The following is a 20,967-nucleotide window of genomic DNA, read 5'->3' as shown; positions in this document are numbered from 1 at the left end:
CGCGGGCACGCCAGCTCCCACAGGTACATCGTTTCCCTGTGGGAGCGGGCATGCCCGCGAAGGGTCCAACACCAGACTCAGCGCTTGCCGCTGCGAATCATCTCCATGAAGGCCGGCATCGCCGCCTCCTTTTCCGCCACAATCCGCGCCATGTGCGGGTTGTCGCCCATCAGCTGCAGCAACGCCTTGGCCTGCGGGAAGTCCGCCAGGAAGTCGATGTTCAGCACCTTCTTGCCCACCGCGCAGGCCAGGTCGACCGAGAAGCAGAACATCAGGTCTGCCAGAGTCAGTTGCTCACCCGCCACATAGGGTGCGAAGCGGCCGTTGCGCTTGAGCGTGGCAAAACCGGCCAGCAGGTCGGCACGGGCTTTTTCCTTTATCAGCGGCTCGACCTGCATACCAAAGAAAGATTCGGCATAGCAGGTACGCGCCGGCAGTTCGATGTACAGCTCGATTTCCTTGAGCAGCTCACGCACCTTGGCTTGCCCGAACGGGTCGGCCGGCAGCAGCGCCTTGCCGCCCTGGGTCTGCTCGATATAGTCGAGGATCACACTGGTTTCGCTGAGGAAGCCGTGTTCGGTCTGCAGCACCGGCACCTTGCCTCGCGGGCTCACTTCCAGCGCCTGTGGCGCCTGGCCGCCATAGAAGGTGACTTCCTCGAAGGGCAGGCCTTTTTCCAGCAGGGCCAGCTTGACCATGTTGTAGTAGTTGCTGACCGAGAATCCATGAAGCTTGAGCATGAGGTAACAGCCTCCAGGCCGTAAGGGGTTGGCCCGGCTTTTATAGACCTTACGCCCGCTCCTGACCAGCGTCATGCGCCCCGTCAATGCCCGGGCATTGCCGCCACAGGCGTGGCACACTGTGCATCCCATCACAGGAGTACCGCCATGAGCGAGCCCACCGACATCGACAATGACGACGACGAAGCCTTCGCCGAGGCAACGCTGACCCAGGCCATCGAGAACCAGATCGAAAGCGGCGACCCGGCGGCGGCGAAAGCCACGTTCAACAAACTGACCCTGGTCGGTTACGAGCGCGAAGACATTCTCAACCTGATGGCCCATGTACTGGCCTTCGAAATTGACAACATGCTGGTGGAAGACCGCGAGTTCGACCGCGAGTGGTACGAGAATGCCCTGCGCGCGCTGCCGGAACTGCCGCCTGAGATGGATCAAGGCGAGGACGAATAACCCGGCTACACTCGAAGGTCAGGCATCGTAGAACGGTGCCGTCATCCTTGTCTGGAAGTCAGGAGTCGCCATGCCTTTTACCCCCGATCTGATCGCTGAACTGGAAGTCCTTTCGCTGTTCAAGCACGACAGCAGCCAGGAAGGCATCAAGATTCACAAGAACGCTTCCCCCGACCTGGTAGCCGCCGCACAACGCCTGCATGAAAAGGGGCTGACCGATCAACCTGATGGCGGCTACCTGACCAGCCTGGGTCATGACGCTGTCGAAAGTGTCCAGTTGCTGCAGAACATTCTCAAGGCGCCACAGCCGGCCTGAGTTCCCTTCGCGGTCTGTGTGTAGGAGCGGCCTTGTGTCGCGACAGGGCCGCACAGCGGCCCCAGCAATTAGTGCAGCGTTACTGAAATCCTGGGGCCGCTTTGCGGCCCTGTCGCGACACAAGGCCGCTCCTACAAGGGATCGCGTGAGGCTTTCAGTTAGCAGTGACCCTGCGCTTCTCCGCCAGGCGCGAGCGCCCGTACAGGAACACGATCGCCAGCAAGGCCAGCGCCTGCGCCGAAAGCGAGTAGGCGTCAGCGTGAATCCCCAGCCAGTCGAATTCGAAGAACGCCACTGGGCGCGTGCCCAGTACCCCGGCCTCTTGCAACGCCTTCACGCCATGCCCGGCGAACACCACCGACAAGGCACATAGCAGTGCGGCGTTGATGCTGAAGAACAGTGACAGCGGCAGCTTGGCCGAGCCACGCAGGATCACCCAGGCCAACCCCACCAGCAGCACCAGCGCCGTGGCACCACCCGCCAGCACCGCCTGGTGCCCGGCTGGGCCGGCCTGCAGCCACAGGGTTTCGTAGAACAGGATCACTTCGAATAGTTCGCGGTAAACCGAGAAGAACGCCAGCACGGCAAAACCGAAACGTCCACCACCACTGACCAGGCTGCTCTTGATGTAGTCCTGCCAGGCGGCGGCATGGCGGCGGTCGTGCATCCACACGCCAAGCCACAGCACCATCACCGCGGCGAAAAGCGCCGTGCAGCCTTCCAGCAGTTCGCGCTGGGCGCCACCGACGTCGATCACGTAGGCTGCAAGCGCCCAGGTTGCGAAACCAGCCACCAACGCCAGGCCCCAGCCGATGTTGACGCTGCGCACCGCCGACTGCTGGCCGGTATTGCGCAGGAAGGCCAGGATCGCCGCCAGCACCAGAATCGCCTCCAGGCCTTCGCGCAGCAGGATCAGCAAGCCGGATACAAAGCTCAGCGACCAGCTCAGGCCATCGCTGCCCAGCAGCTTGGAAGCCTGCTCCAGCTTGGCCCTGGCTTCGCTCAGGCGTTGCTCGGCCTGGGCCACGGGCAAGCCGTCCTGCAGCGACTGACGGTAGGCCATCAGCGATTTTTCGGTGTCCTTGCGCGCCTGGGTGTCGATGTTGTCCAGCGAGCTTTCCACCAGCTCGAAGCCTTCCAGGTAGGCCGCCACTGACAGGTCATAGGCCTGGTCGTGATCACCTGCGCGGTAGGCCGCCAGGCTCTTGTCCAAGGTGCTCGCGGTGTATTCGAGCAATTGCGCAGGGCCACGCTTGACCTGCGGCGGCTGGGCGCGCTGGGCGCGGAACGCCTCCACGGCCGTGGCACCTTCGCTGGTGGCGACTTCGGCCGGGGTCTGGCGGGCCAGGTCGGCGATGTTCCAGGCCTTGTCGCCTTTGCCGGCTTCTGGCTTTGCGGTGAAGCTGGCGATATAGGCAGCCACATCCCAACGCTGGCGGTCATCCAGCTGGTCGGCAAAGGACGGCATCTCGGTGCCATCGATGCCCAGGGCCAGGGTGTTGTAGAGGTCGAACAGGCTCAACTGGTCGAGGCGCGAAACATCGCGCAGGTTGGCGGGTGCAGGCTCCAGGCCCACGCCGGCCGGGCCGTCGCCGACGCCAGTGTCGCCGTGGCAGATCGAGCAGTTTTGCGCATACAGCGAAGCGCCGCGGGCCGGGTCCGGAGTAATTACCGGAGCCTGGCTGACCTCGTAGGCCACCGCCAGACGCGCGCCCAGTTGGCGGGCCTGTTTGGCGACTGCCGGGCCGTCCTGGCGGTGGTCGATGGCTTGGCGCAACGCCTGGATGCCCTGCTCCAGAGCAGCTTGCTCGGCGTTTGCAGGCAAGCTCTTGACCAGCTCGGCCAATACCGCGCTGAACTCTTGCTGCTCGCGGTATTCACCATCGTCGATCACCTTGCCGTCTTGCACGGTCGGCGGGTAGTCGGCGCCAATGTAGTCCAGCAGGTGCAGGGCCTTGGTAGCCTCGGCGGGGGCTTCGGCCAGCACCAGGGTGCTGCACAGCACCAGCACCGGGCCGAGCAATATAGCCGGTAGCCAGGCAAGCAGACGGGAACGGGTATTCATGGCCAGTCTCGAAGTAAATGCGAAAGAGAACATTGTTCACTTCCACTTTTCTTCCTTCAAGGGCGCCAGGCGGATTTCATGAAAAATCTTGGTACAAATTTAGAGGAAGCGGGATGACAACCGGGCCTGAGCATGGCGCAGCACCTGTGAGAGTTGACTTGCCGACGATGGGCCGCACAGCGGCCTCAGGTTCTCAGAGGCTATTTGCAAAACCTTGCTTTCAGACAGGGACTAAGGCCAGCGGCTTCTAGCTCTGGAACCACAAGGTTAAGCACTTCCCACCCATGGCGCACTCAGAACGGCGCTTCCGATGCTCTTGGTAGCATTTGCCGCTGATTTGGCTGCCCTCGTCGTATCACCACTTGTTCATACATTGGTCCATACAATAACAATTCCATTTCTTCGAGTTTCCTGGGCACTAACCCACCCTCGCCCATCGTGCCGAAACGGTAGTCTTTACCGGGTACCTTCGCGTTGAAATTGTAAGCGAACACCGAGTAAACCTCTGGCTGCACGTTTTCTCTAGGTCCGGCTTGGCGTGCATAGTCCGCAGCCATGTCAGCAAAATCTTTCGCTGTAGAATCAGTGAGCGCAACATAGAAACCCTTGCCGGAACTAAGACCTCCGGCGGAGTTTTGATATTTAGCATTTAACCCTTGCAGCAAGCCCGTAGCGTTGATATTAGTTGAGCCGTGACGCCCTATATAGTTCAACGCGCCGCCGAGAGAGCCGACCGGAGACATGCTATCGGCTTGATCCAGTTGAACCGATCCTCTTGGCGTCCGCGTTCCGCTTGACCTACCCACTTTCAACGACCTGAAAAGAAAGCTGACACCGGCCCACGTATGTCCGCTGGGATCCTTCCGATTGACGGGGTCACAACCACAATAGGCATAAGCATGCAAACCACCCAATCCAAATGGGCTCCAACTATCCGGACAGGTGAACCGCATCAACACCGAGCTGTATGGCCGGTAACCGTTTCCAAGCAGATAGAGCCCAGAAAGAACATCCGGATGTTCTCCAGTAAAACCAAACAGAATAGGTGGGTCTAGCCTTGGCGAGCTGTAACCATACGCAAGGTAAGCAAATGTGTTTGGACGAGCGGACATAGTTGCCATACTCCTCAACATTCATGGGAAATGCCATTAATTACTTTAATATAATTACAAGACCACTATCCTTACCCAACGAGCTGTCTACCTCAGCGTATAGAATAATGCCCGACTGAACTACTGTCACTTTTGATAGGATCATCGACTACCGGCACTATTGCTGAGCGCTCCGTATGCAAAGTCATCGTTTTGGTCGCGCAATAGCGAAAGTTTCTCCAGAGTCTCGGAATCCGGGCCTAGCCGTGGTCTTCCAGCCACCACCTAACGCCAGGAATACCCCAATCTGCCCCAACGCCACCTCGCTATTGGCTGCCGCCAACTGCGCGCGCATGTCGGTATAGGTCCGCGTCGCCTGCAAATCCGCCAGGAACGACTCACGCCCAGCCTGGTAATACCGGTGCGTCTGGTCCGCCGCTTCCTTGGCCGACTTCTCCGCCTCGGCCAGCGCGTCACGCCGGTCCAGCAGGGCGCTGTACTGCGCCAGGCGGGTCTGGGTCTCGCGAATGGCGTTCAGCACTACCCCATCAAAATTCGCCAGGGCGGCCTGGGTCGAGGCTTCGGCCATGCGAATGCGGGCGCGGGTGCCGTTGGTAGGGATGGTCCAGCTGATCTGCGGGCCGAAGCCCCAGCGGTTGGTCGCCGGCTCGCCAAGGTTCTCGAGGATACCAATGGTGCCAACCTGGGCGCCGATGCTGATGTCCGGGTACAGGGCGCCGGTGGCCACGCCGATGTAGGCAGTGGCAGCGGCCAGCTGCCGTTCGGCCTGGCGCACGTCGGGACGGCGCTTGAGCAGCGCCGCGCCATCGCCCACCGGGACCAGTTGGTTCAGGTGCGGCAGCTCGGCACAATCGGCAGTGCCGGCAGGCAGCTGATCGACCGGTTTGGCCAACAAAGCGGCCAGTGTGTACATGCCAGTCTCGCGCTCCGCCTTGAAGCGTGGCAGCTCGGCGCGCAAGGATTTGAACTGGGTTTGCGAGCGGGTGACCTGGGTTTCGTCGCCACGCCCGGCATCACGCAGGCGCTGGTTAAGCTTCACGCTCTGCTCCTGCAGGTCGAGCGACTCGCGGGCAATGTGGTATTCCTCGTTGGCCGAGCACACCTGGGTGTAGGCCTTGACCACATCCGCCACCAGGGTGATGCGGGCGGTATCGGCGGCGGCCTGCACTGCGTCGGCATTGGCCTTGGCCGCCTCGGTGCCACGCTTGAAAGTACCCCACAGGTCGAACTGGTACGAGGCACTGATGATGGCTTCGCCGATGTTGGCCACCGGCACTTTCTCTGGCAGCAGGAAGGCCTCGCCCGATTCCTGCAGGCGCTGGGCGCCAAGTTTGACGCCGCCGTTGAAGCCACCTTGCGACTCAGCCACTTCCACCTGGGCACGCGCCTTGGCAATGTTGGCGGCAGCCACGCGCAGGTCGGTGTTGGCACTCAGGGCCTGGCGCACCAGCTCGTTCAGCCGTTGATCCTGATACAGCTGCCACCAGTCCTCAGGCACCGGTGCCGATACCACGCTGTCGGTATCCTGGCGCAGCGGGCCATTGAGGTCGCTGCGTTGCACCGCCGCGTCCTTCGGCACCTCATAGTCGGGGCCGACCATCATGCAGGCCCCCAACGACAGGCACAGTCCCGCCAGGATCAGCTGTTTCATGGGCGCTGGCCCTCGATGATCGACACCGTGGCGGTTCGCCCGGCAATCATGCGGAAGTCTTGCGGCACTTCATCAAAGGCGATGCGCACCGGAATACGCTGGGCCAGGCGCACCCAGCTGAATGCGGGGTTGACGTTGGGCAACAGGTTGGCACCACTGCTGCGGTCGCGGTCTTCGATGCCGGCGGCAAAGCTTTGCACATGGCCACGCAGGCGGGTGTTGTCGCCCATGACGCGAATGTCCACGGCATCGCCGATGTGGATACCGCCAAGCTTGGTTTCCTCGAAGTAGCCATCGACGTGGTACGAGGCGCTGTCGACCACCGACAGCACCGGGCGGCCGGCGGTGACGAATTCGTGGTTACGCGGTGCTCGGTCGTTCAGGTAACCGTCCACCGGGCTGCGCACCACCGATCGGTCGAGGTTGAGCTGGGCGGTATCGACGGCCACCTGCGCTTCGCTGACGGCGGAACGGGCACGGGCCTCGCGGGACTGGCTTTCTTCCAGCTGCTCGGCGGCCACCAGGTTGCCCAGCTTGCGGTTGCGCTGCGCTTCGCGGGAGGCCTGGGCCAGGGTTTCCTGGCGCTCACCCAGGGTCGCCTTGGCCTGGCGCAGGGCCAGGGTGAAGCGGTCCTGGTCGATGGTGAACAGCACATCGCCGCGCTTGACGGTCTGGTTGTCACGCACCTCGACCTTCTGGATCAGCCCGGACACGTCCGGGGCGATCTGGATCACGTCGGCGCGGATGTGGCCGTCGCGGGTCCAGGGGGCGAACATGTAGTACACCACCATCTGCCACACGAGCACGGCGGCGAAGGTCACTACCAGCAAGGTCAGGACCACACGGCCCAGGGTCAGCAAAGGTTTTTTCATGGCAGCATCAGGTTTCGGCAAAAGTGGTCCACCGCACCAAGCAGCACGGCATACAGAGCAACGTTGAACAACGCCCGGTGCCAGACCAGACGGTAGAAATGCAGGCGCACCAGCACCGCGTGCACCCCGAGGAACAGCAGGTAGGTGCCAAACATCATCACCAGCAGCGTGGGCAGGAATACCCCGCTGATATCCAGTTCACCAATCACAGGGGCGCTCCGTCGAGGCCAGGGGGTAGTTGCGGTTGTTCGGCTGGCTCGAGCATCACCTCCACGCCCGGCAGCAGCGCCAGGCGCAGGCCGCTCAGCGCGTGCAGCAGGTGGGTACGGGCATCGCCGCGCTCGTACAGCTCATCCAGGTTCAGCGCCAGGCGCGCGCGCTCCATGTTGCGCAGCAGCGCGGCCGGGGCGTGCAGGCGCTCGCCGGCGCGCAGGCAGGCGGCATAGTGCGCGCCGACTTCCTCGACTACCGTGTTCAGGCGCTCACGAGCCTGCTGCCCGGCACGCGGCATATAGGCCAGCAGGTCGAGCAGGTTCAACCCCACGCGCAGGTCGCGCAGTGCCACGCCGCTGTCCTACCCGGTTTGCGACAAGCGCGGCAGGTGCTGCATCAGGCGGTCGAGCATCTGCACACCGACCTGGCGGTGCTCGGCCAGGGTGGCCGGCTCGGTCATTTCGACGATGTCGCGCCAGGCGAAGCGGGTCATGCGCTTGGCTGCCAGCTCCACGCCGAACGGGCGCATCACCAAGGTCCAGATGAAGGCGAACAGCAGCCCCACGGGGCCGGCCAGGTTGGAATTGAGGAAGGTGAAGAAGTCAGCATCGTAGGCGCCCTGGATGCTGATGAAGGTCGAGGTGTTGACGATGGTCAGCAAGGTACCCAGGTAGAAGCGCGGCTGCACGGTCAGGGTGCCAACGCAGATGAATGGCACGGCGAAGGCCAGCACCAGCATCGGGAAGTCGTGCAGGTTGGGCAGCACCAGGAACAGGTACAGGCTGGAGAAGATGACCGACATCAGCGTCCAGAAGAAGAACCTGTAGATCTGCGGCGCCGGGTCGTCCATGGCGGCGAAGAAGCTGCACGACACGGCGGCGAGGATCACTGCGCTGGCGCCGTCGTTCCAGCCCAGGCCAATCCACAGGCCGCAGGCGACAACGATCGCCAGCACGGTTGAGGCCACCGAATACAGCATCAGGCCACGGTCGAAGAACGCCGTCAGGCGGCCCAGGCGCCAGTGGCGGTACACCGCGCGCCAGGGTTTGGAATCGTCGCTGCGCAGGGCATGTTGCAGGCTGCAGCAGTCCTGCCACAGGTCGGCCCATTCGGTCAGGCGATACAGGGCGTTGGACAGCAGCAGTTCGGCGCGCTGGTCGAGGGCAGCGGCGCCGGGCTGCAGGCGCTCGATCTGTTCGTGCAGAGCGGTCCAGCGGGCGACGGAAGCGCTGTCGACGGTGCCCTTGAGCCATTCGCGGGCGGCATCGAGCAACGGTTGCAACTGGGCGAACTGTGCCGGGGCGCGGCCTTCGAGGGCGACCAGGGCGTCGTCGAGGGCATCGATCACGGGCAGCAGGTGGATCATGCGCCCGCGCAACTCGCGGGCATTCTTCAGGGTGTGCGGACCGGCGCCTTCATGGCCGAGCTGGCCGATCATCAGCTCCAGCGAGTTGAAGGTGGCAACCATCGCCCCGCGCATGCCGCCAACCTGGTCTGCACTGGCCTGGCGGGCCAGGTAGGTGTCGCTGTAGCGGATCGCTTCGGTGAACCAGCTACCAGTGGCACCGACTACAACTGGCGCCAGCCGGCGCGGCCAGAAGATCGCTCCGACCACGGCCGCGCAGACGATCCCCAGGCAGATTTCCTGGGCGCGGGAAGACGCCACGTCGAACACAGCAAGCGGGTTGTCGACCACCGCCAGGGCAATCATCGGCAAGGTGTAGCCGGCCAGCATCAGCACGTAGTTGTTGGCGGTGCGCAGGTTCAGCGAAAGGAACAGCAAGGTGCCGGTCCACAGGGCGATGGCGATGCTCAGCAGCAACGGCGACTGCACCAGCGGTGGTACCAGGAAAATCGCCCCGCCGGCACCGAGCAGCGTGCCCACGGCACGGTACAGGGCCTTGGAGCTGGTGGGGCCAAGGAACGGGCTGGAGACGATGTACACCGTGGCCATGGCCCAATAGGGGCGCGGCAACTGCATGAGCAGGGCGATGTACAGGGCGATCATGGAGGCGGCAAAGGTACGCACGCCATAGAACCAGTCGCGGGCCGGGGGCACCGAGCTGAAGAAACCGTTCATGCTGCCCCGCCTGTGTTGCCCAGGCCGGCGGCTTCGAAGGCACGCAGCACGCGCAAGGCGGCTTCCAGGTCGGCCTGGTCGATGCCATACAGCACCTCGCGGCGCAGGCGCACCAGCTCGGCTTCGATGGACTCGGCCAGGGTGCGGCCTTCGGCGGTCAGGCTCAGGGCCTTGGCGCGGCGGTCCAGCGGGTCTTCGCTGCGACATACCAGGCCAGCCTTGCACAGCTGGTCGAGCAGGCGCACCAGCGACGGGCTTTCCAGGCCGGCAGCCTGGGCCACGGCCACCTGATGCACGCCGTCACCCAGGCGCACGATCATCAGCAACGGCGCGGCGCAGGCCTCGGATATGCCGTAACCGGTCAGGGCGGTATGGCAGATGCGCCGCCAATGGCGGGCGGCAACCACCATGCCACTGCTGACTTGCAGGCGCAGGAGATCAAGGGACATGACAGGAACCAAGGATATTCATAGTTTGCTAACTATCAATATACGCCTGTGCCTCCCCCTGTCGTCAACCGGGGGGATGGATGAATTGTTGTTCATGCTGGGGCTTCTGGCCTGCCTGTGCCGGCCTCTTCGCGGGTAAACCCGCTCCCACAGGTGCTGCATAGGATTCAGCCATGCGCGGTACCTGTGGGAGCGGGTTTACCCGCGAAGAGGCCCGGACAGGCAACAGAGCATTCAGGGCTGAATCTGGTCTTCCAGCTTCATGGTCAAGGCCAGTGTGCTGCCCATCTGCACCGCGCGGTCACGCCACTCCTGGTAGCGGCCCTCGTCGCGGCTGCTGAAGTGCACCGCCAGCTCTTCGGCCGCCTGTACCACCCCCGCAGCTGCCGCCAGCTCCAGCCAGTACAGCGCGGCCTTGAGATCAGCCTCCACGTACAGCCCATGCATCAGCCGGTAGCCCACCTCGAAACGGCAGCGTGCCTCGCCCTGCTCGGCCCCGCGCAAGAACCACTGGTAGGCCTGCACCAGGTCGACCTGCCACTGCAGGCCGCCATCACACACCTCTTCCTCGTACAGGTCACCCAGCGCGGCAGCGGCATGCAGCATGCCCCGCTCGAAAGCCTGCCGGTAGCACTCCGCCGCCTGCATGTAAGAGGGCTCGATGCCTTTGCCGAAGTAATGTTGCTGCCCAAGGTTGAACCATGCCGCGGCATTGCCTTGCAGGGCCGCCATGCGCAACAGGTGGCCGGCCAACACGGTGTCAGCACGCCAGTATTTGCCGTTGAGCCAGATCCAGCCAAGGTCGTTGAGCGCCGCCACGCTGCCTTGCAAGGCCTGGCGGCGCAGGTCGACGTACACCGCCTGCAAGTCGCTGGCTTCGTCCAGGCGGCTGACCAGCAGCGAGCGCTGGCTGGGCAACCCTATCCCGGCAAACAGTCGCTGTCGCCTCCCGACAGCGGCCGGTGGGGCAATGACCCGCTCGGGCAAAAGGCGGGCAAGCAGCGAATGGATATTGCTGGCAGCAGACATGTTCATCCTCATTGAACGACACACAACCCCAACCTTCGGCTGTGATGAGGCGTGATTCTGCGTGACGTAACGTCAAAACCTGTCGCGAACGATTCGGCGCCAGGCAACCAAATGCGACTTCCTTGATCTGAGCAGGCTGTGGCCAATTGCCATGACCCACGCCTGCCGCCATCCTATTGCGGCAAGCCTAGACAAGGACGTTATCTTTTGCCGTTCGCCACAACTCGCGCCACCCTCAGCCGACAGTGGGCGCTGCTGCGCCAGTTGCCCAGCCGTTCCCCAGGCATTACCAGCGCCGAATTGGTCTGGCGCCTGCGTGACGTGGGCTTCACTGTCAGCAAACGCACTGTCGAGCGTGATCTCAATGAGCTGTCGCTGATATTTCCGCTGGAGCGCAATGACAAGAGCATCCCGTTTGGCTGGCATTGGTCGGCGAGCGCAGTGGGCGACTTGCGCGGCAATTTCGACTTGTTGACGCACTTGCGCGGTGATGCGCTGCAACCGGCTCGGGGCGAGGGGGTGGAGTTGGTGGCGCGGATCAGCGATACGCTGGCGCGGCAGTTGCGGGTTGCGCCGTTGAGTAGCGACATGCAGCTGACGGCCTTGGAGCACGGACATCGGTTGCAGGCCACGGTGAGTGACGGCTGGCCACTGCGCTGGTGGTTGTTGAGCCATGGCGATGGGGTGGTGGTTGAGCAGCCGGGCGGCTTGCGGGAGGAGATTGGCAAGATCCTGAGCAATGCGGCAGCGCAGTACCAGAATTTTTAGCCTGTGCTGGCCTCTTCGCGGGCTTGCCCGCTCCCACAGGTACTCTACAGATTCTGAAGTGTGTGGTTTTCCTGTGGGAGCGGGCAAGCCTGCGAAGAGGCCGGCACAGGCATACCAGTTAGCGCTGCATCCCCCAACGCCGCACCGTCAGCCGCTCGAGGGTATTGAACACCAGCCCTTCCACCAGCAAGCCGATCAGGATCACCACCGCCAACCCGGCAAACACCTTGTCGGTGTACAGCTCGTTGCGGTTCTGGAAGATGTACCAACCCAACCCGCCTTTGCCACTGCTGGCCCCGAACACCAGCTCGGCAGCGATCAGTGTGCGCCAGGCGAATGCCCAGCCGATCTTCAGCCCCGAGAGGATCGACGGCAACGCCGCCGGCACCAGGATATGCAGCACCAGCCGCAACCCTTTCAGGCCGTAATTGCGCCCGGCCATGCGCAGGGTTTCCGACACGCCGAGAAAGCCCGCATAGGTGTTCAGCGCCAGCGCCCATAGCACCGAGTGCACCAGCACGAAGATCAGGCTGTTGTCGCCCAGCCCGAACCACAGCAAGGCCAGGGGCAACAAGGCAATCGCCGGCAACGGGTTGAACATCGAGGTCAGGGTGCCCAACAGATCGCGCCCAAGCTGGGTCGACACCGCCAGGCTGGTTAGGCCGAACGCCAGGATGATCCCCAGCAGGTAACCCTTGAGCAGAATCACCAGCGACACGCCAACCTTGGCCGGCAACTCACCGCTGACCATGCCGTCCCACAGCGCCGTGGCCGTCTGCAGGAAGGTCGGTAGCAGCAGGTCGTTGCCCTGGTAGCGGGCAATGGCCTCCCACAGCACGGCGATCACCAGCAGGATGACCGCCTTGCGCAACCAGCCGTGCTGCCACAGGCGCTGAGCCAACGGCAGGTTGCGCTCCACAGGCACACTGAGCAAAGGCTCCAGCTGCACCTCGTATTCCTGGCGTACAGGTGTAGTGGTCATGGCTGAAGCTCCTGTCAGTAGGCGATACGGATATCGTTGAAGCCAAGATCGTCGGGCTGTTCGGGGGCATCCGCCTCATCGAACAGCAAACGATGGATGCGCCGGGCACTGGCCTGGAAGTCGCTACCACCCAGGCTGCCCAAGTCGTACTGGTGGCTGTGCACTTCGGCGCGCACCCGCCCCGGGTGGGGCGACAACAGCAGGATGCGGTTGCCGACCACCAGAGCCTCTTCGATGGAGTGGGTAACGAACAGCAGGGTAAAACGCACCTCCTCCCACAGCAGCAGCAGTTCTTCCTGCATCTTGCGCCGGGTCAGCGCATCAAGTGCCGCGAACGGTTCGTCCATCAGCAGGATCTTCGGCTGCGTGGCCAAGGCCCGGGCAATCGCCACGCGCGCTTTCATACCGCCCGACAGGGTGTGTGGGTAGGCATCGGCGAAGGCGGCCAGGCCGACTTTTTCCAGATAGTGCAGCGCCCGCTCCTCGGCCTCGGCGCGTTTCAGCTGGCCCGACACCAGCAGAGGGAACATGACGTTCTGTTTCACCGTCTTCCATGGCGGCAGCTGGTCGAACTCCTGGAACACCACGATGCGGTCGGGGCCTGGGCCGCTGACTGGCTGACCTTGCAGCAGAATCTGCCCCTCCTGGGGCGAGATGAACCCGGCCACGGCCTTGAGCAAGGTGGACTTGCCGCAGCCGGAGGGGCCGAGCAGCACGAAGCGGTCGGCACGGTCGACTTCGAAGCTGACCTGGTGGGTGGCCCGCACCACGCGTTGCGCGGTGCGGTATTCGAGGCTGAGGTTATCCACCTTGAGCAAAGGTGGCGTTGCGACACGGCTCAGGTTGCTGGCCGTGTGGCCTGGCAATGGGGCGGTCATGATCGGTCAGCTCCCCTGCAGCGGGCGTTCATCCTGGAAGAAGTAGTCCTTCCACGATTCCGGCTTGTGCTTGATGGCGCCTACCCGATAGAGGAAGTCGGCCAGCTTGTAGGTGTTTTTTGGCGTGACGGTGAATTCGTACTGCGGGTTGTCGATCAGCTTGATCAACGTGTCGCGGTCGATCTTGGCCTTGGTCACGCGGATGTAGGTGTCGGCGGCGGCCGCCTTGTCCTTCTGGGCGAAGTCCGCGGCTTCGGCCAGCGCATCGACGAAGGCCTTGTAGGTCTTGGGGTTGTCCTTGCGGAATTTTTCGGTGGCGAACAGCAAGGTCGGCGAGTTGGGGCCGAGCAGGTCGTAGCTGTTGAGCACCACGTGCACGTTCTTGTTGGCCAGCACTTGGTCCTGGAACGGCGGGTTGGAGAAGTGCCCGTTGAGTTCGGTGCCACCGGCCAATAGCGCGGCAGTGGCATCCGGGTGCGGCACGGCCAGGGTGTACTTGTCGAGGCGGTTGTATTCCTTGTCGCCCCATTGCTGGGCGGCGGCGTATTGCAGGAAGCGCGACTGCACCGAAACGCCTACCGCCGGCACGGCGATGCGGTCTTTGTCGGAGAGGTCGGCAATGGTCTTCACGTTGGGGTTGCTGCTGACCAGGTAGTACGGGAAGTTGCCCAGCGAGGCCACGGCCTTGACGTTCTGTCGGCCCTTGGTGCGGTCCCACACGGTCAACAGTGGGCCGACGCCGGCACCGGCGATGTCCACCGAACCGGACAGCAGTGCGTCGTTGATGGCCGAACCACCCGACAGCTGGGCCCAATCGACTTCGATGTCGATGCCCTGCTCCTTGCCATGTTTTTCGATCAGATGCTGGTCACGCACTACGTTCAGCAGCAGGTAGACAATGCCGAACTGTTCGGCGATGCGAATCTTGCCTTCTGCTTGCGCCGCGGCGGGGGCCGCCAGGCTGCCTACGACCAGGCTTGCGCCCAGGCCGATGCTTGCCGCCAGGCGGCTGATGGATTTACGCATGATGGGTTTCCTCAGTCGTCAGAACGGGGCATCGCCCTGGATGGTGGTGCGGTAAAGCTTGCGCCGCAGGTGTGCGGGGCAGCCGGTGGCCAGGTGGATCAGCGAGCGGTTGTCCCAGAACACCAGGTCGTGGGGCTGCCACTGGTGGCGGTAGATGTTCTGCTCCAGCACGCTCAGGGCATACAGCTGTTGCAGCACGTCGCGGCTTTCGTCACTTGGCAGGCCGACGATACGGGTGGTGAAACCTTCGCTGACGAATAGCGCCTTGCGGCCGTTTTCCGGGTGGGTACGGACCACCGGGTGGATGACTTCCTGTACCTGCGCCAGTTGCTCGGCGGTCAGGGTCGGGCGCCAGTTGCCTTCGAATTTGGTCTCGGCGTAACGGGCGGTATAGGAGTGCGCAGCACTGCGGCCCTCGACCACCTTGCGCAGGGCCGCGGGTACGGCGTCCCAGGCCTTGTGCATGTCGGCGAACAAGGTATCGCCGCCCTCGTCGGGCAGTTCCTGGGCATGCAGCATGGAACCGAGGCTGGGCAGTTCCTTGTACGACAGGTCCGAGTGCCAGAACTTGCCGGCATCACCCAGGCCGATGTTCTGGCCGTTTTCGATGATGTTGGAAACGATCAGGATCTCGGGGTGGCCGGCGAGCAGGAACTGCTTGAGCACATGGATCTGCAATGGGCCGAAGCGGCGGCTGAAGGCGATCTGCTGGTCGGGGCTGATGCGCTGGTCGCGGAACACCAGCACATGGTGGTCGAGGTGGGCGCGATGGATACGGGCGAAATCCTCGGCGTTGACCGGTTTGGCCAGGTCCAGGCCGATGATCTCGGCGCCTACGGCACCGGAGAACGGGCGGATTTCGAAGCGTTGCGGCTGGGCGCTGTCGATGATCGACAAGGCGTTCGAGGCGGCTGACATTTTTCACTCCCACGCAGTGCGCGACTTCAATGGCGCGCAACGATCAGAAACGCACGGGGATTTCCCGTGTGGGTTCAAGTCGTGCGGCGCATCGATTGGTCGACGGGTACGCAGTGGAAGTGACTATAAAGTCATAAGAGCTTTATTTTAAATACCGTTAAAGAATAACCATAGCACTGCTGCCAGGGGTGCTACGCAATCAGATCAAGCCGCCCTGCTCTTCTTCATCAATGAGGTTGTTCAGGCTGCTGAGCGCCTTGCGCGCTGTAGAACGGTTGAGCAGCTTGGCCTGCGCACCGGGGGGCAGGTCGGTGATCTTGAACACACCCTTGGCGGTCAGTACATCGATCAGGTCCTCGAGCACGCGGATCATGTCAAGGTCGCTTTGCTTGAGCTGGTTGAGGCTGTTTTCCACCACGTCATGGGCAAACCATTCCTGGATATCGGCATGGTCGGCGGGGAGCATTTCGGTGAACTCGTCAAAAGCGGCTGCTTCTACCCGCTGCAACTCGCCAGCGGCATCGCGTTGCACGTAGAACATGGCGGTGTCCCTCGTCACATTGGTTCCTTGGTGGTAGACAGCAGCATAGGCAAAGATCACCAGGCACGCCGGCCCGGCGCCAGAGTATGCGCTGTCATGGAGTTGCGGGAAAGGCCCAGGCACGCGCCCTGTAGGAACGGCCTTGTGTCGCGATAGGGCCGCAAAGCGGCCCCACGGTTTCGGCAACAATGCCGGAGACCTGGGGGCTGCTCTGCAGCCCATCGCGACACAAGGCCGCTCCTACAGGGACAGCGCCAGCCTGAAGCCGGTGATGGCGATGGGCTGCAGGGCAGCCCATTGGCGCATCAGCTGTCCTTGTTGTGGACGATGATGGTCGGGTCAGCACCGCTGATCAACGAGTTGATCGTGGTGTTGGACCAGTTCACCCCTTCCAGCTTGATGGTGACGTCGGCGTTGGCGATACCACCGGCGGCATTGAGCTTGCCTTCGCTGCTGACCTGCAGCGTCGTCGTGCCTTCCACCGTGGTGAGCTTCAGGTAGTTGTCGATGGTGCTGCCCTTCTCGCCCTGGAGCAGGTCCTTGAGGTCGATGCGGTCGCCTTCGGCCACCTTGAAATCCTTGATCACGTCTTTGCCGGTATCGCCAGCCTTCCATACGAAGGTGTCGGCACCGCTGCCACCGGTCATGGTGTCATCGCCCTTGCCGCCAAGCAGGATGTCATTGCCTTCACCGCCGAGCAGGGTGTCCTTGCCCAGGCCACCGATCAGGATGTCATTGCCCTTGCCACCGTCGAGGGTGTCGTCGCCGCCCTGGCCGAACAGAAGGTCATTGCCCGCGCCACCGTTGAGAATGTCATTGCCATCGTTGCTGCGCGAGACATCGAATTCGCTGACGTGCTCGACGATGTACTTGTGCAGCACGCGACCGTCGACATCACCCAGGGCCACACCCAGCTGACCTGCGACATATCCCTGTATGGCTTCGACACCGTTGCCGGCGACCGAACCAAAGCTCACCAGGTCACCGAAGATAATGTCGTTGCCATCACCACCGTTGACGGTGTCATTGCCTGGCACGGTGGCTTCGGTGTGGCCCAGGATCGCTTCCGCCAGTTTGCTCGGGTCGATATTGGTCTGCGGCTTGCTATCGGTGTCGTAAGGCTTCAGGTCGTTGAAGTTGACCGCGCTGTTGAGGCCAATGGCCTCCACGCCAGACAGCTTGGACAACAACAGGAAGCTCTGCTGGGAGTTGAGGTCCACGTAGTAGTCGTAGGAACTGGCTACGTAAGAGAACTCATAGGTCCCGTCACCCTGGGCATGCAATTGCCCGGAAGCATCACTGTCGCTACGCCAGTTGTTGCCGTTGCCGGTCCTGTACTCGGAGGTCACGTAGCCTTTGGCATCGATGCTGAAGCGGTTGTTGTTACCTACCAGCTTGTCGGTGACCACATCGCCCAATTTGTAGTTGATCGATTTGAGCGCGGCATCCAGTGTGGTGCTGGTGTTCTTGAAGACGGCGTCGTACTCGCCGCTCATGTACCTGTTCGGCTGACCGTCAGTGATGAAGAACGTCTGGCGGCTGCCGGTGTTACCGGCATCCTTGAGTTGCTGGAACCAGTTGGCGGTAGTTTTGAAGGCGTCCTCGTAGTTGGTCATCCCGTCGGAGTAGAGCGCATTGAGCGCTTTGTACAGCGAGCTCAACGCATTCTTGTCGCCCAGGTTGACCGAAACCGTACTGTTCACCTGGGTGGAGAAGTCCACCAGCAGGATGTTCACTGTGCCGGACTGCGCGCCCTTGACGCTGTTGGCCAAGGTATCGAACACCGACTTCAGCGAGTTGCGCGCGGCATCGACCGCGCTGCCCATGCTGCCTGAGGTATCGACGATGAACGCAATGTTGTAGTCCTGACCCGGTGTCACGTGCAGGCCACTGATGTCGGCAACGATGATGTCGCTGGTGGCGGTGCCGGTGAAACTGTCGCTGTCGGTGGTCAGGTTGCTGGCGGTGTAGGTGTCCGGATAGACAGTTACCTTGATCGTGCCTTCGGTAGAGGCTTTGCTGCCGCCCACGCTTTCGGTAGCGGTCGAGGTGACCTTCACATCGAAACTGCCCTGGTAGTACGCCGGCGGCTTGATGCTCAGGCCGTTGAGGCTCCAGCCGGTGACGTCAACCGAAGTGGCGCCGACGGTTACGGTATGACCGGCGCCATCGCTGAGCACCGAACCTGCCGGAATGCCGTCCAGCTTGACGCTCAGGCTCTCGGAGCCGTCGGTGTCGGTCAGGTTGGTGGAAATGCCAACCAGCTTGACGGTGCCGTTCTCCGGCCCTTCGTTGAGCTTGTAGCCATCGTAGTAGCCCTGGCCGTCACTGCCATGGAAATCGGACACGGAAAGCCCGGCATTACCCATCGCCGCAACGTTCGGGTACATCGGGATGGCCGAGCTGCTCAGGTCGGTCACCGGGCCGTTGCCGACCTTGACGTTGATATCCAGGCTACCCGGGCCGGACTGGTTGGCGTGGTAGATCTCCAGGGTGTAGTAGCCGCTGACAGGCGGCGAGAAGCTGCCGGAGATCGTACCGCCCGCCCCCCAGGTGGCGCCGACCACGCTGGTTTTGCCGATATAGACCTGCAAGCTGTCATCGGCGGTGCCGCTGAAGGTGTAGGTCTGGCCGGCTTCCAGGTAGATCAGACCGGAGGTCTTGGAGCCAGTGCCGGCGGCAACGCTGCCGCCCGAATCGGCGCTGGTAACCTGCTCGGTCTTGCTGGCACTGCCAGAGTTGGCGAACACGTTCTTCAGCGCAGTACCACTGATGCCGTTGCCGTTGGTGCCCAGGCCCGTGAGGCTGTTCCAGGTTTCCTTGGTCAGGCCAAGCGAATCGGGGGTGTTGCTGCCGATGTTCAGGCCAGGCTTGTCGGCTACAGGCGCAATATCGACCTTCAGCGTGGCCTCGCCACCAGCAGCGGTACCGTCGGTAGGCTTGTACTTGATCTGGGCATAGTCGGCCTGCTTGTTGCCGACGCCCGTTCCGCCATATCCGTCGATACCCGACTCGTTGGGTTTCGGCACGAACCGCAGGTTGCCGGCAGCGATGTCGGCCTGGCTGACGGTCTGGTTCTGGGCGACGTTGACCCAGGCGGTGCCGTTGAAGAGCTGCAGGGAACCCGCTGGCAGCTGGGTGAAGGTCACACCCATGCTCGACAGGGCGCTGTCGACGTCGGAAATGTTGAAGTCGTTCCAGGTCAGCACCAGCGGCGTGTCTTCGACGCCAGTGACAGCGCCGCCGGTGGCGACCGGTGCGTCGTTGACGGCGATCACATTCACCGTGGTCGTGGCGGTGTTCGAGGTATTCACGCCGTCGGTCACCGTCACGGTGATGATGCGAGGCGTGGTGCTCGGGTTCTCGCTGCTGTTGATGAAGGTGATGTTCTTGATCGCCTGGATATAGTCGGCCAGCGACGCAGCGCCGCTCAGGGTCAGGACTACCTTGCCGTCTGTGCTGTTGGCGTTGATCGTGATGCCGTTGACACTGTTGCCCAGGTTCAGCTCATCACCCGGCTGGCGGTTGGTCAGGGTGACCGTCGCACCCGTCAGCTGCGAGCTGTCGAAGTCGGTGATGGTGACGTCCACATCGCCGATCGACACACCACTGCCTGGCTGGTTCTCGGTGAAGGTGGTCTGGTAGTCGGCACCGGTCTTGCCGCTGGAGTCGTTGCCATCCAGGTCCAGAACCGGGGCTGGTTCGAAGATCTGGGTGGTCACGCTGCCGGCGCTGGAGCTGATGTCGAGCTTCTCGAAGTTGCCGCCAGTGGCCGAATCGATCTTGACGGTGAAGTGCTCGGTGCCCTCGGTGGTGCTGTCCTTGAAGGTCGGGATGGTGAACGTTGCCTGCGTGCTGTTGGCCTTGATCACCACGGTGGCCACGCCGGTGTAGTCCGTGCCATCGGCCGCGGTGCCGGTGTAGGTCAGTTTGACGGTGACGTCGGTCTCGGCCTTGTTGGTCAGGTTCAGGACGTACGTGGCATCGCCACCTTCGGCGACCGCAGAGGTGCCGCTGATGCTCAGGGTGGTGGTCTGGATGGTATCCGTGACCGCAGTGACCGCCGCGGTATCGCTGACGTTCAGTTTCTCGAAGTTGCCACCGCTGGTTTCGGTGATCTTCGCCGAAACGTTGCCTGCATCGATATAGACGTCATCGGTAGGCGCCGGAACGGTAACGCTACCGGAGAGCTTGCCCGCTTCGATGCTGATGACGGCACCGTTGCTGAGCTTGATGGTCATGTCGGTGCCGGCCTTGTTGGTCAAGGTGGCGGTGTAGGTGATCTGGCCACCTTCTTCGACGGTCGGCGTGGCGCTGAGGCTCAGGCCGGTGTGGTCGATGGTGTCGGTGACCTTGGTTACCGCATAGGCGCCATTGGTGGAAAGCAACTCGAAGTCGCCGCCGCTGGTGCCATCGATCTTGGCCCGGACGGTGCCCGCATCGACGTACACATCGTCGCTTGGGGCGTCGATGGTAATCGAGGCTTCCTTCGAGCCGGCGGCGATGGTGATGGTCTCACCGTTGCTCAGCTTGATCACCAGGTCAGTGCCGGCCTTGTTGGTCAGGGTGGCGGTGTAGGTGATCTTGCCGCCTTCGGCCACGGTATCCGTCGCGGTCAGGGTGAGCGTGGTGATGTCCGGAGTCGCCGGATTATCGGTAACAGTGGTCACCGGTTCACCAACCGCCACGGTCTTCTCGTAATTGCCGCCCGAGATATTGGTGATCTTGTTGGTCAGGTCCAGGTTGGTGTTGTGGACGTTGTTCGGTGCAGTGAACGGTACCGAAGCCGACGACTCGCCCACCGGGATGGTGATGGTCTGGCCGTTGGCCAGTTTCACTACCAGATCGGAACCGGTGACTTTGTGGTTGACCGACGC

Annotated in this window: 17 protein-coding genes and 1 pseudogene; 3 read left to right on the top strand and 15 right to left on the bottom strand. The window is 62.6% G+C overall.

Annotated elements, in window-relative coordinates; genetic code table 11:
• Positions 1-77: 77 nt before the first annotated feature.
• Positions 78-740: a glutathione S-transferase gene (locus ACGLHT_RS27840; RefSeq protein WP_274079749.1), complete on the bottom strand. Its 663-nt coding sequence runs from the start codon at positions 738-740 to the stop codon at positions 78-80.
• Positions 741-887: 147 nt separating this feature from the next.
• On the opposite strand from ACGLHT_RS27840, the gene ACGLHT_RS27835 reads away from it, so the two are divergent.
• Both ACGLHT_RS27835 and ACGLHT_RS27830 read left to right on the top strand, forming a co-directional pair.
• The gene (locus ACGLHT_RS27835) at positions 888-1,190 is read left to right on the top strand and encodes a hypothetical protein (protein WP_085591763.1); all 303 of its coding nucleotides are present in this window, start codon (positions 888-890) and stop codon (positions 1,188-1,190) included.
• A gap of 70 nt (positions 1,191-1,260) precedes the next feature.
• On the top strand, positions 1,261-1,506 hold the full coding sequence (locus ACGLHT_RS27830; RefSeq protein ID WP_075044277.1) for a TIGR02647 family protein: 246 nt from the start codon (positions 1,261-1,263) through the stop codon (positions 1,504-1,506).
• A 154-nt stretch (positions 1,507-1,660) separates the two neighbouring features.
• Here ACGLHT_RS27830 and ACGLHT_RS27825 read toward each other — a convergent pair whose 3' ends face one another.
• The 8 genes and pseudogenes from ACGLHT_RS27825 to ACGLHT_RS27790 all read right to left on the bottom strand — a co-directional run bounded on the left by ACGLHT_RS27825 (position 1,661) and on the right by ACGLHT_RS27790 (position 10,977).
• Complete coding sequence (locus tag ACGLHT_RS27825) at positions 1,661-3,604, bottom strand: FTR1 family protein (protein ID WP_274120026.1); 1,944 nt, start codon at positions 3,602-3,604, stop codon at positions 1,661-1,663.
• Between the two features lie 260 nt (positions 3,605-3,864).
• Positions 3,865-4,683 (bottom strand): RHS repeat-associated core domain-containing protein, encoded by an 819-nt coding sequence (locus ACGLHT_RS27820; protein ID WP_249352802.1) that lies wholly within the window; start codon positions 4,681-4,683, stop codon positions 3,865-3,867.
• 184 nt (positions 4,684-4,867) lie between these two features.
• Entirely contained in the window at positions 4,868-6,334 is a 1,467-nt protein-coding gene (locus ACGLHT_RS27815; RefSeq protein ID WP_274120025.1) for an efflux transporter outer membrane subunit, read from the bottom strand.
• Positions 6,331-7,206, bottom strand: coding sequence for an HlyD family secretion protein (locus tag ACGLHT_RS27810; RefSeq protein WP_010951565.1), 876 nt, complete (start codon positions 7,204-7,206; stop codon positions 6,331-6,333). Before ACGLHT_RS27810 ends, ACGLHT_RS27815 begins: the two co-directional genes overlap by 4 nt.
• Positions 7,203-7,415, bottom strand: coding sequence for a DUF1656 domain-containing protein (locus tag ACGLHT_RS27805; RefSeq protein ID WP_003255905.1), 213 nt, complete (start codon positions 7,413-7,415; stop codon positions 7,203-7,205). The genes ACGLHT_RS27810 and ACGLHT_RS27805 overlap by 4 nt, the downstream gene beginning before the upstream one ends.
• Positions 7,412-9,499, bottom strand: a pseudogene (locus ACGLHT_RS27800) (FUSC family protein). The gene ACGLHT_RS27805 and the pseudogene ACGLHT_RS27800 overlap by 4 nt, the downstream one beginning before the upstream one ends.
• Entirely contained in the window at positions 9,496-9,948 is a 453-nt protein-coding gene (locus tag ACGLHT_RS27795) for a MarR family winged helix-turn-helix transcriptional regulator (RefSeq protein ID WP_137162739.1), read from the bottom strand. Before ACGLHT_RS27795 ends, ACGLHT_RS27800 begins: the two are co-directional and overlap by 4 nt.
• Positions 9,949-10,182: 234 nt before the next feature.
• A complete protein-coding gene (locus ACGLHT_RS27790; protein WP_025337265.1) occupies positions 10,183-10,977 on the bottom strand; it encodes a tetratricopeptide repeat protein in 795 nt (264 codons plus the stop codon).
• A 207-nt stretch (positions 10,978-11,184) separates the two neighbouring features.
• On the opposite strand from ACGLHT_RS27790, the gene ACGLHT_RS27785 reads away from it, so the two are divergent.
• Positions 11,185-11,745: a WYL domain-containing protein gene (locus ACGLHT_RS27785; protein ID WP_025337264.1), complete on the top strand. Its 561-nt coding sequence runs from the start codon at positions 11,185-11,187 to the stop codon at positions 11,743-11,745.
• Positions 11,746-11,863: 118 nt separating this feature from the next.
• Here the strand turns inward: ACGLHT_RS27785 and ACGLHT_RS27780 are convergent, their stop codons facing one another.
• From ACGLHT_RS27780 to ACGLHT_RS27755, 6 genes are all read right to left on the bottom strand, one after another.
• Complete coding sequence (locus tag ACGLHT_RS27780) at positions 11,864-12,727, bottom strand: ABC transporter permease (protein ID WP_015268522.1); 864 nt, start codon at positions 12,725-12,727, stop codon at positions 11,864-11,866.
• 14 nt (positions 12,728-12,741) lie between these two features.
• Positions 12,742-13,605, bottom strand: a complete 864-nt coding sequence (locus tag ACGLHT_RS27775) for an ABC transporter ATP-binding protein (RefSeq protein ID WP_085591750.1) — start codon at positions 13,603-13,605, stop codon at positions 12,742-12,744.
• A gap of 6 nt (positions 13,606-13,611) precedes the next feature.
• Positions 13,612-14,631: an ABC transporter substrate-binding protein gene (locus tag ACGLHT_RS27770; RefSeq protein ID WP_025337262.1), complete on the bottom strand. Its 1,020-nt coding sequence runs from the start codon at positions 14,629-14,631 to the stop codon at positions 13,612-13,614.
• A gap of 18 nt (positions 14,632-14,649) precedes the next feature.
• The gene (locus ACGLHT_RS27765; protein WP_137162738.1) at positions 14,650-15,549 is read right to left on the bottom strand and encodes a TauD/TfdA family dioxygenase; all 900 of its coding nucleotides are present in this window, start codon (positions 15,547-15,549) and stop codon (positions 14,650-14,652) included.
• A 199-nt stretch (positions 15,550-15,748) separates the two neighbouring features.
• Positions 15,749-16,090, bottom strand: a complete 342-nt coding sequence (locus tag ACGLHT_RS27760) for a tryptophan synthase subunit beta (protein WP_137164752.1) — start codon at positions 16,088-16,090, stop codon at positions 15,749-15,751.
• A gap of 305 nt (positions 16,091-16,395) precedes the next feature.
• A partial coding sequence (locus ACGLHT_RS27755) for an immunoglobulin-like domain-containing protein (protein ID WP_394520744.1) occupies positions 16,396-20,967 on the bottom strand: 4,572 nt, incomplete at its 5' end.

Source organism: Pseudomonas sp. PsB (genome assembly GCF_043658375.1).
Lineage (GTDB): Bacteria > Pseudomonadota > Gammaproteobacteria > Pseudomonadales > Pseudomonadaceae > Aquipseudomonas > Aquipseudomonas putida_Z.
The sequence above is the reverse complement of the archived record's forward strand: the minus strand, read 5'-3'. Positions and strand labels throughout refer to the sequence as shown.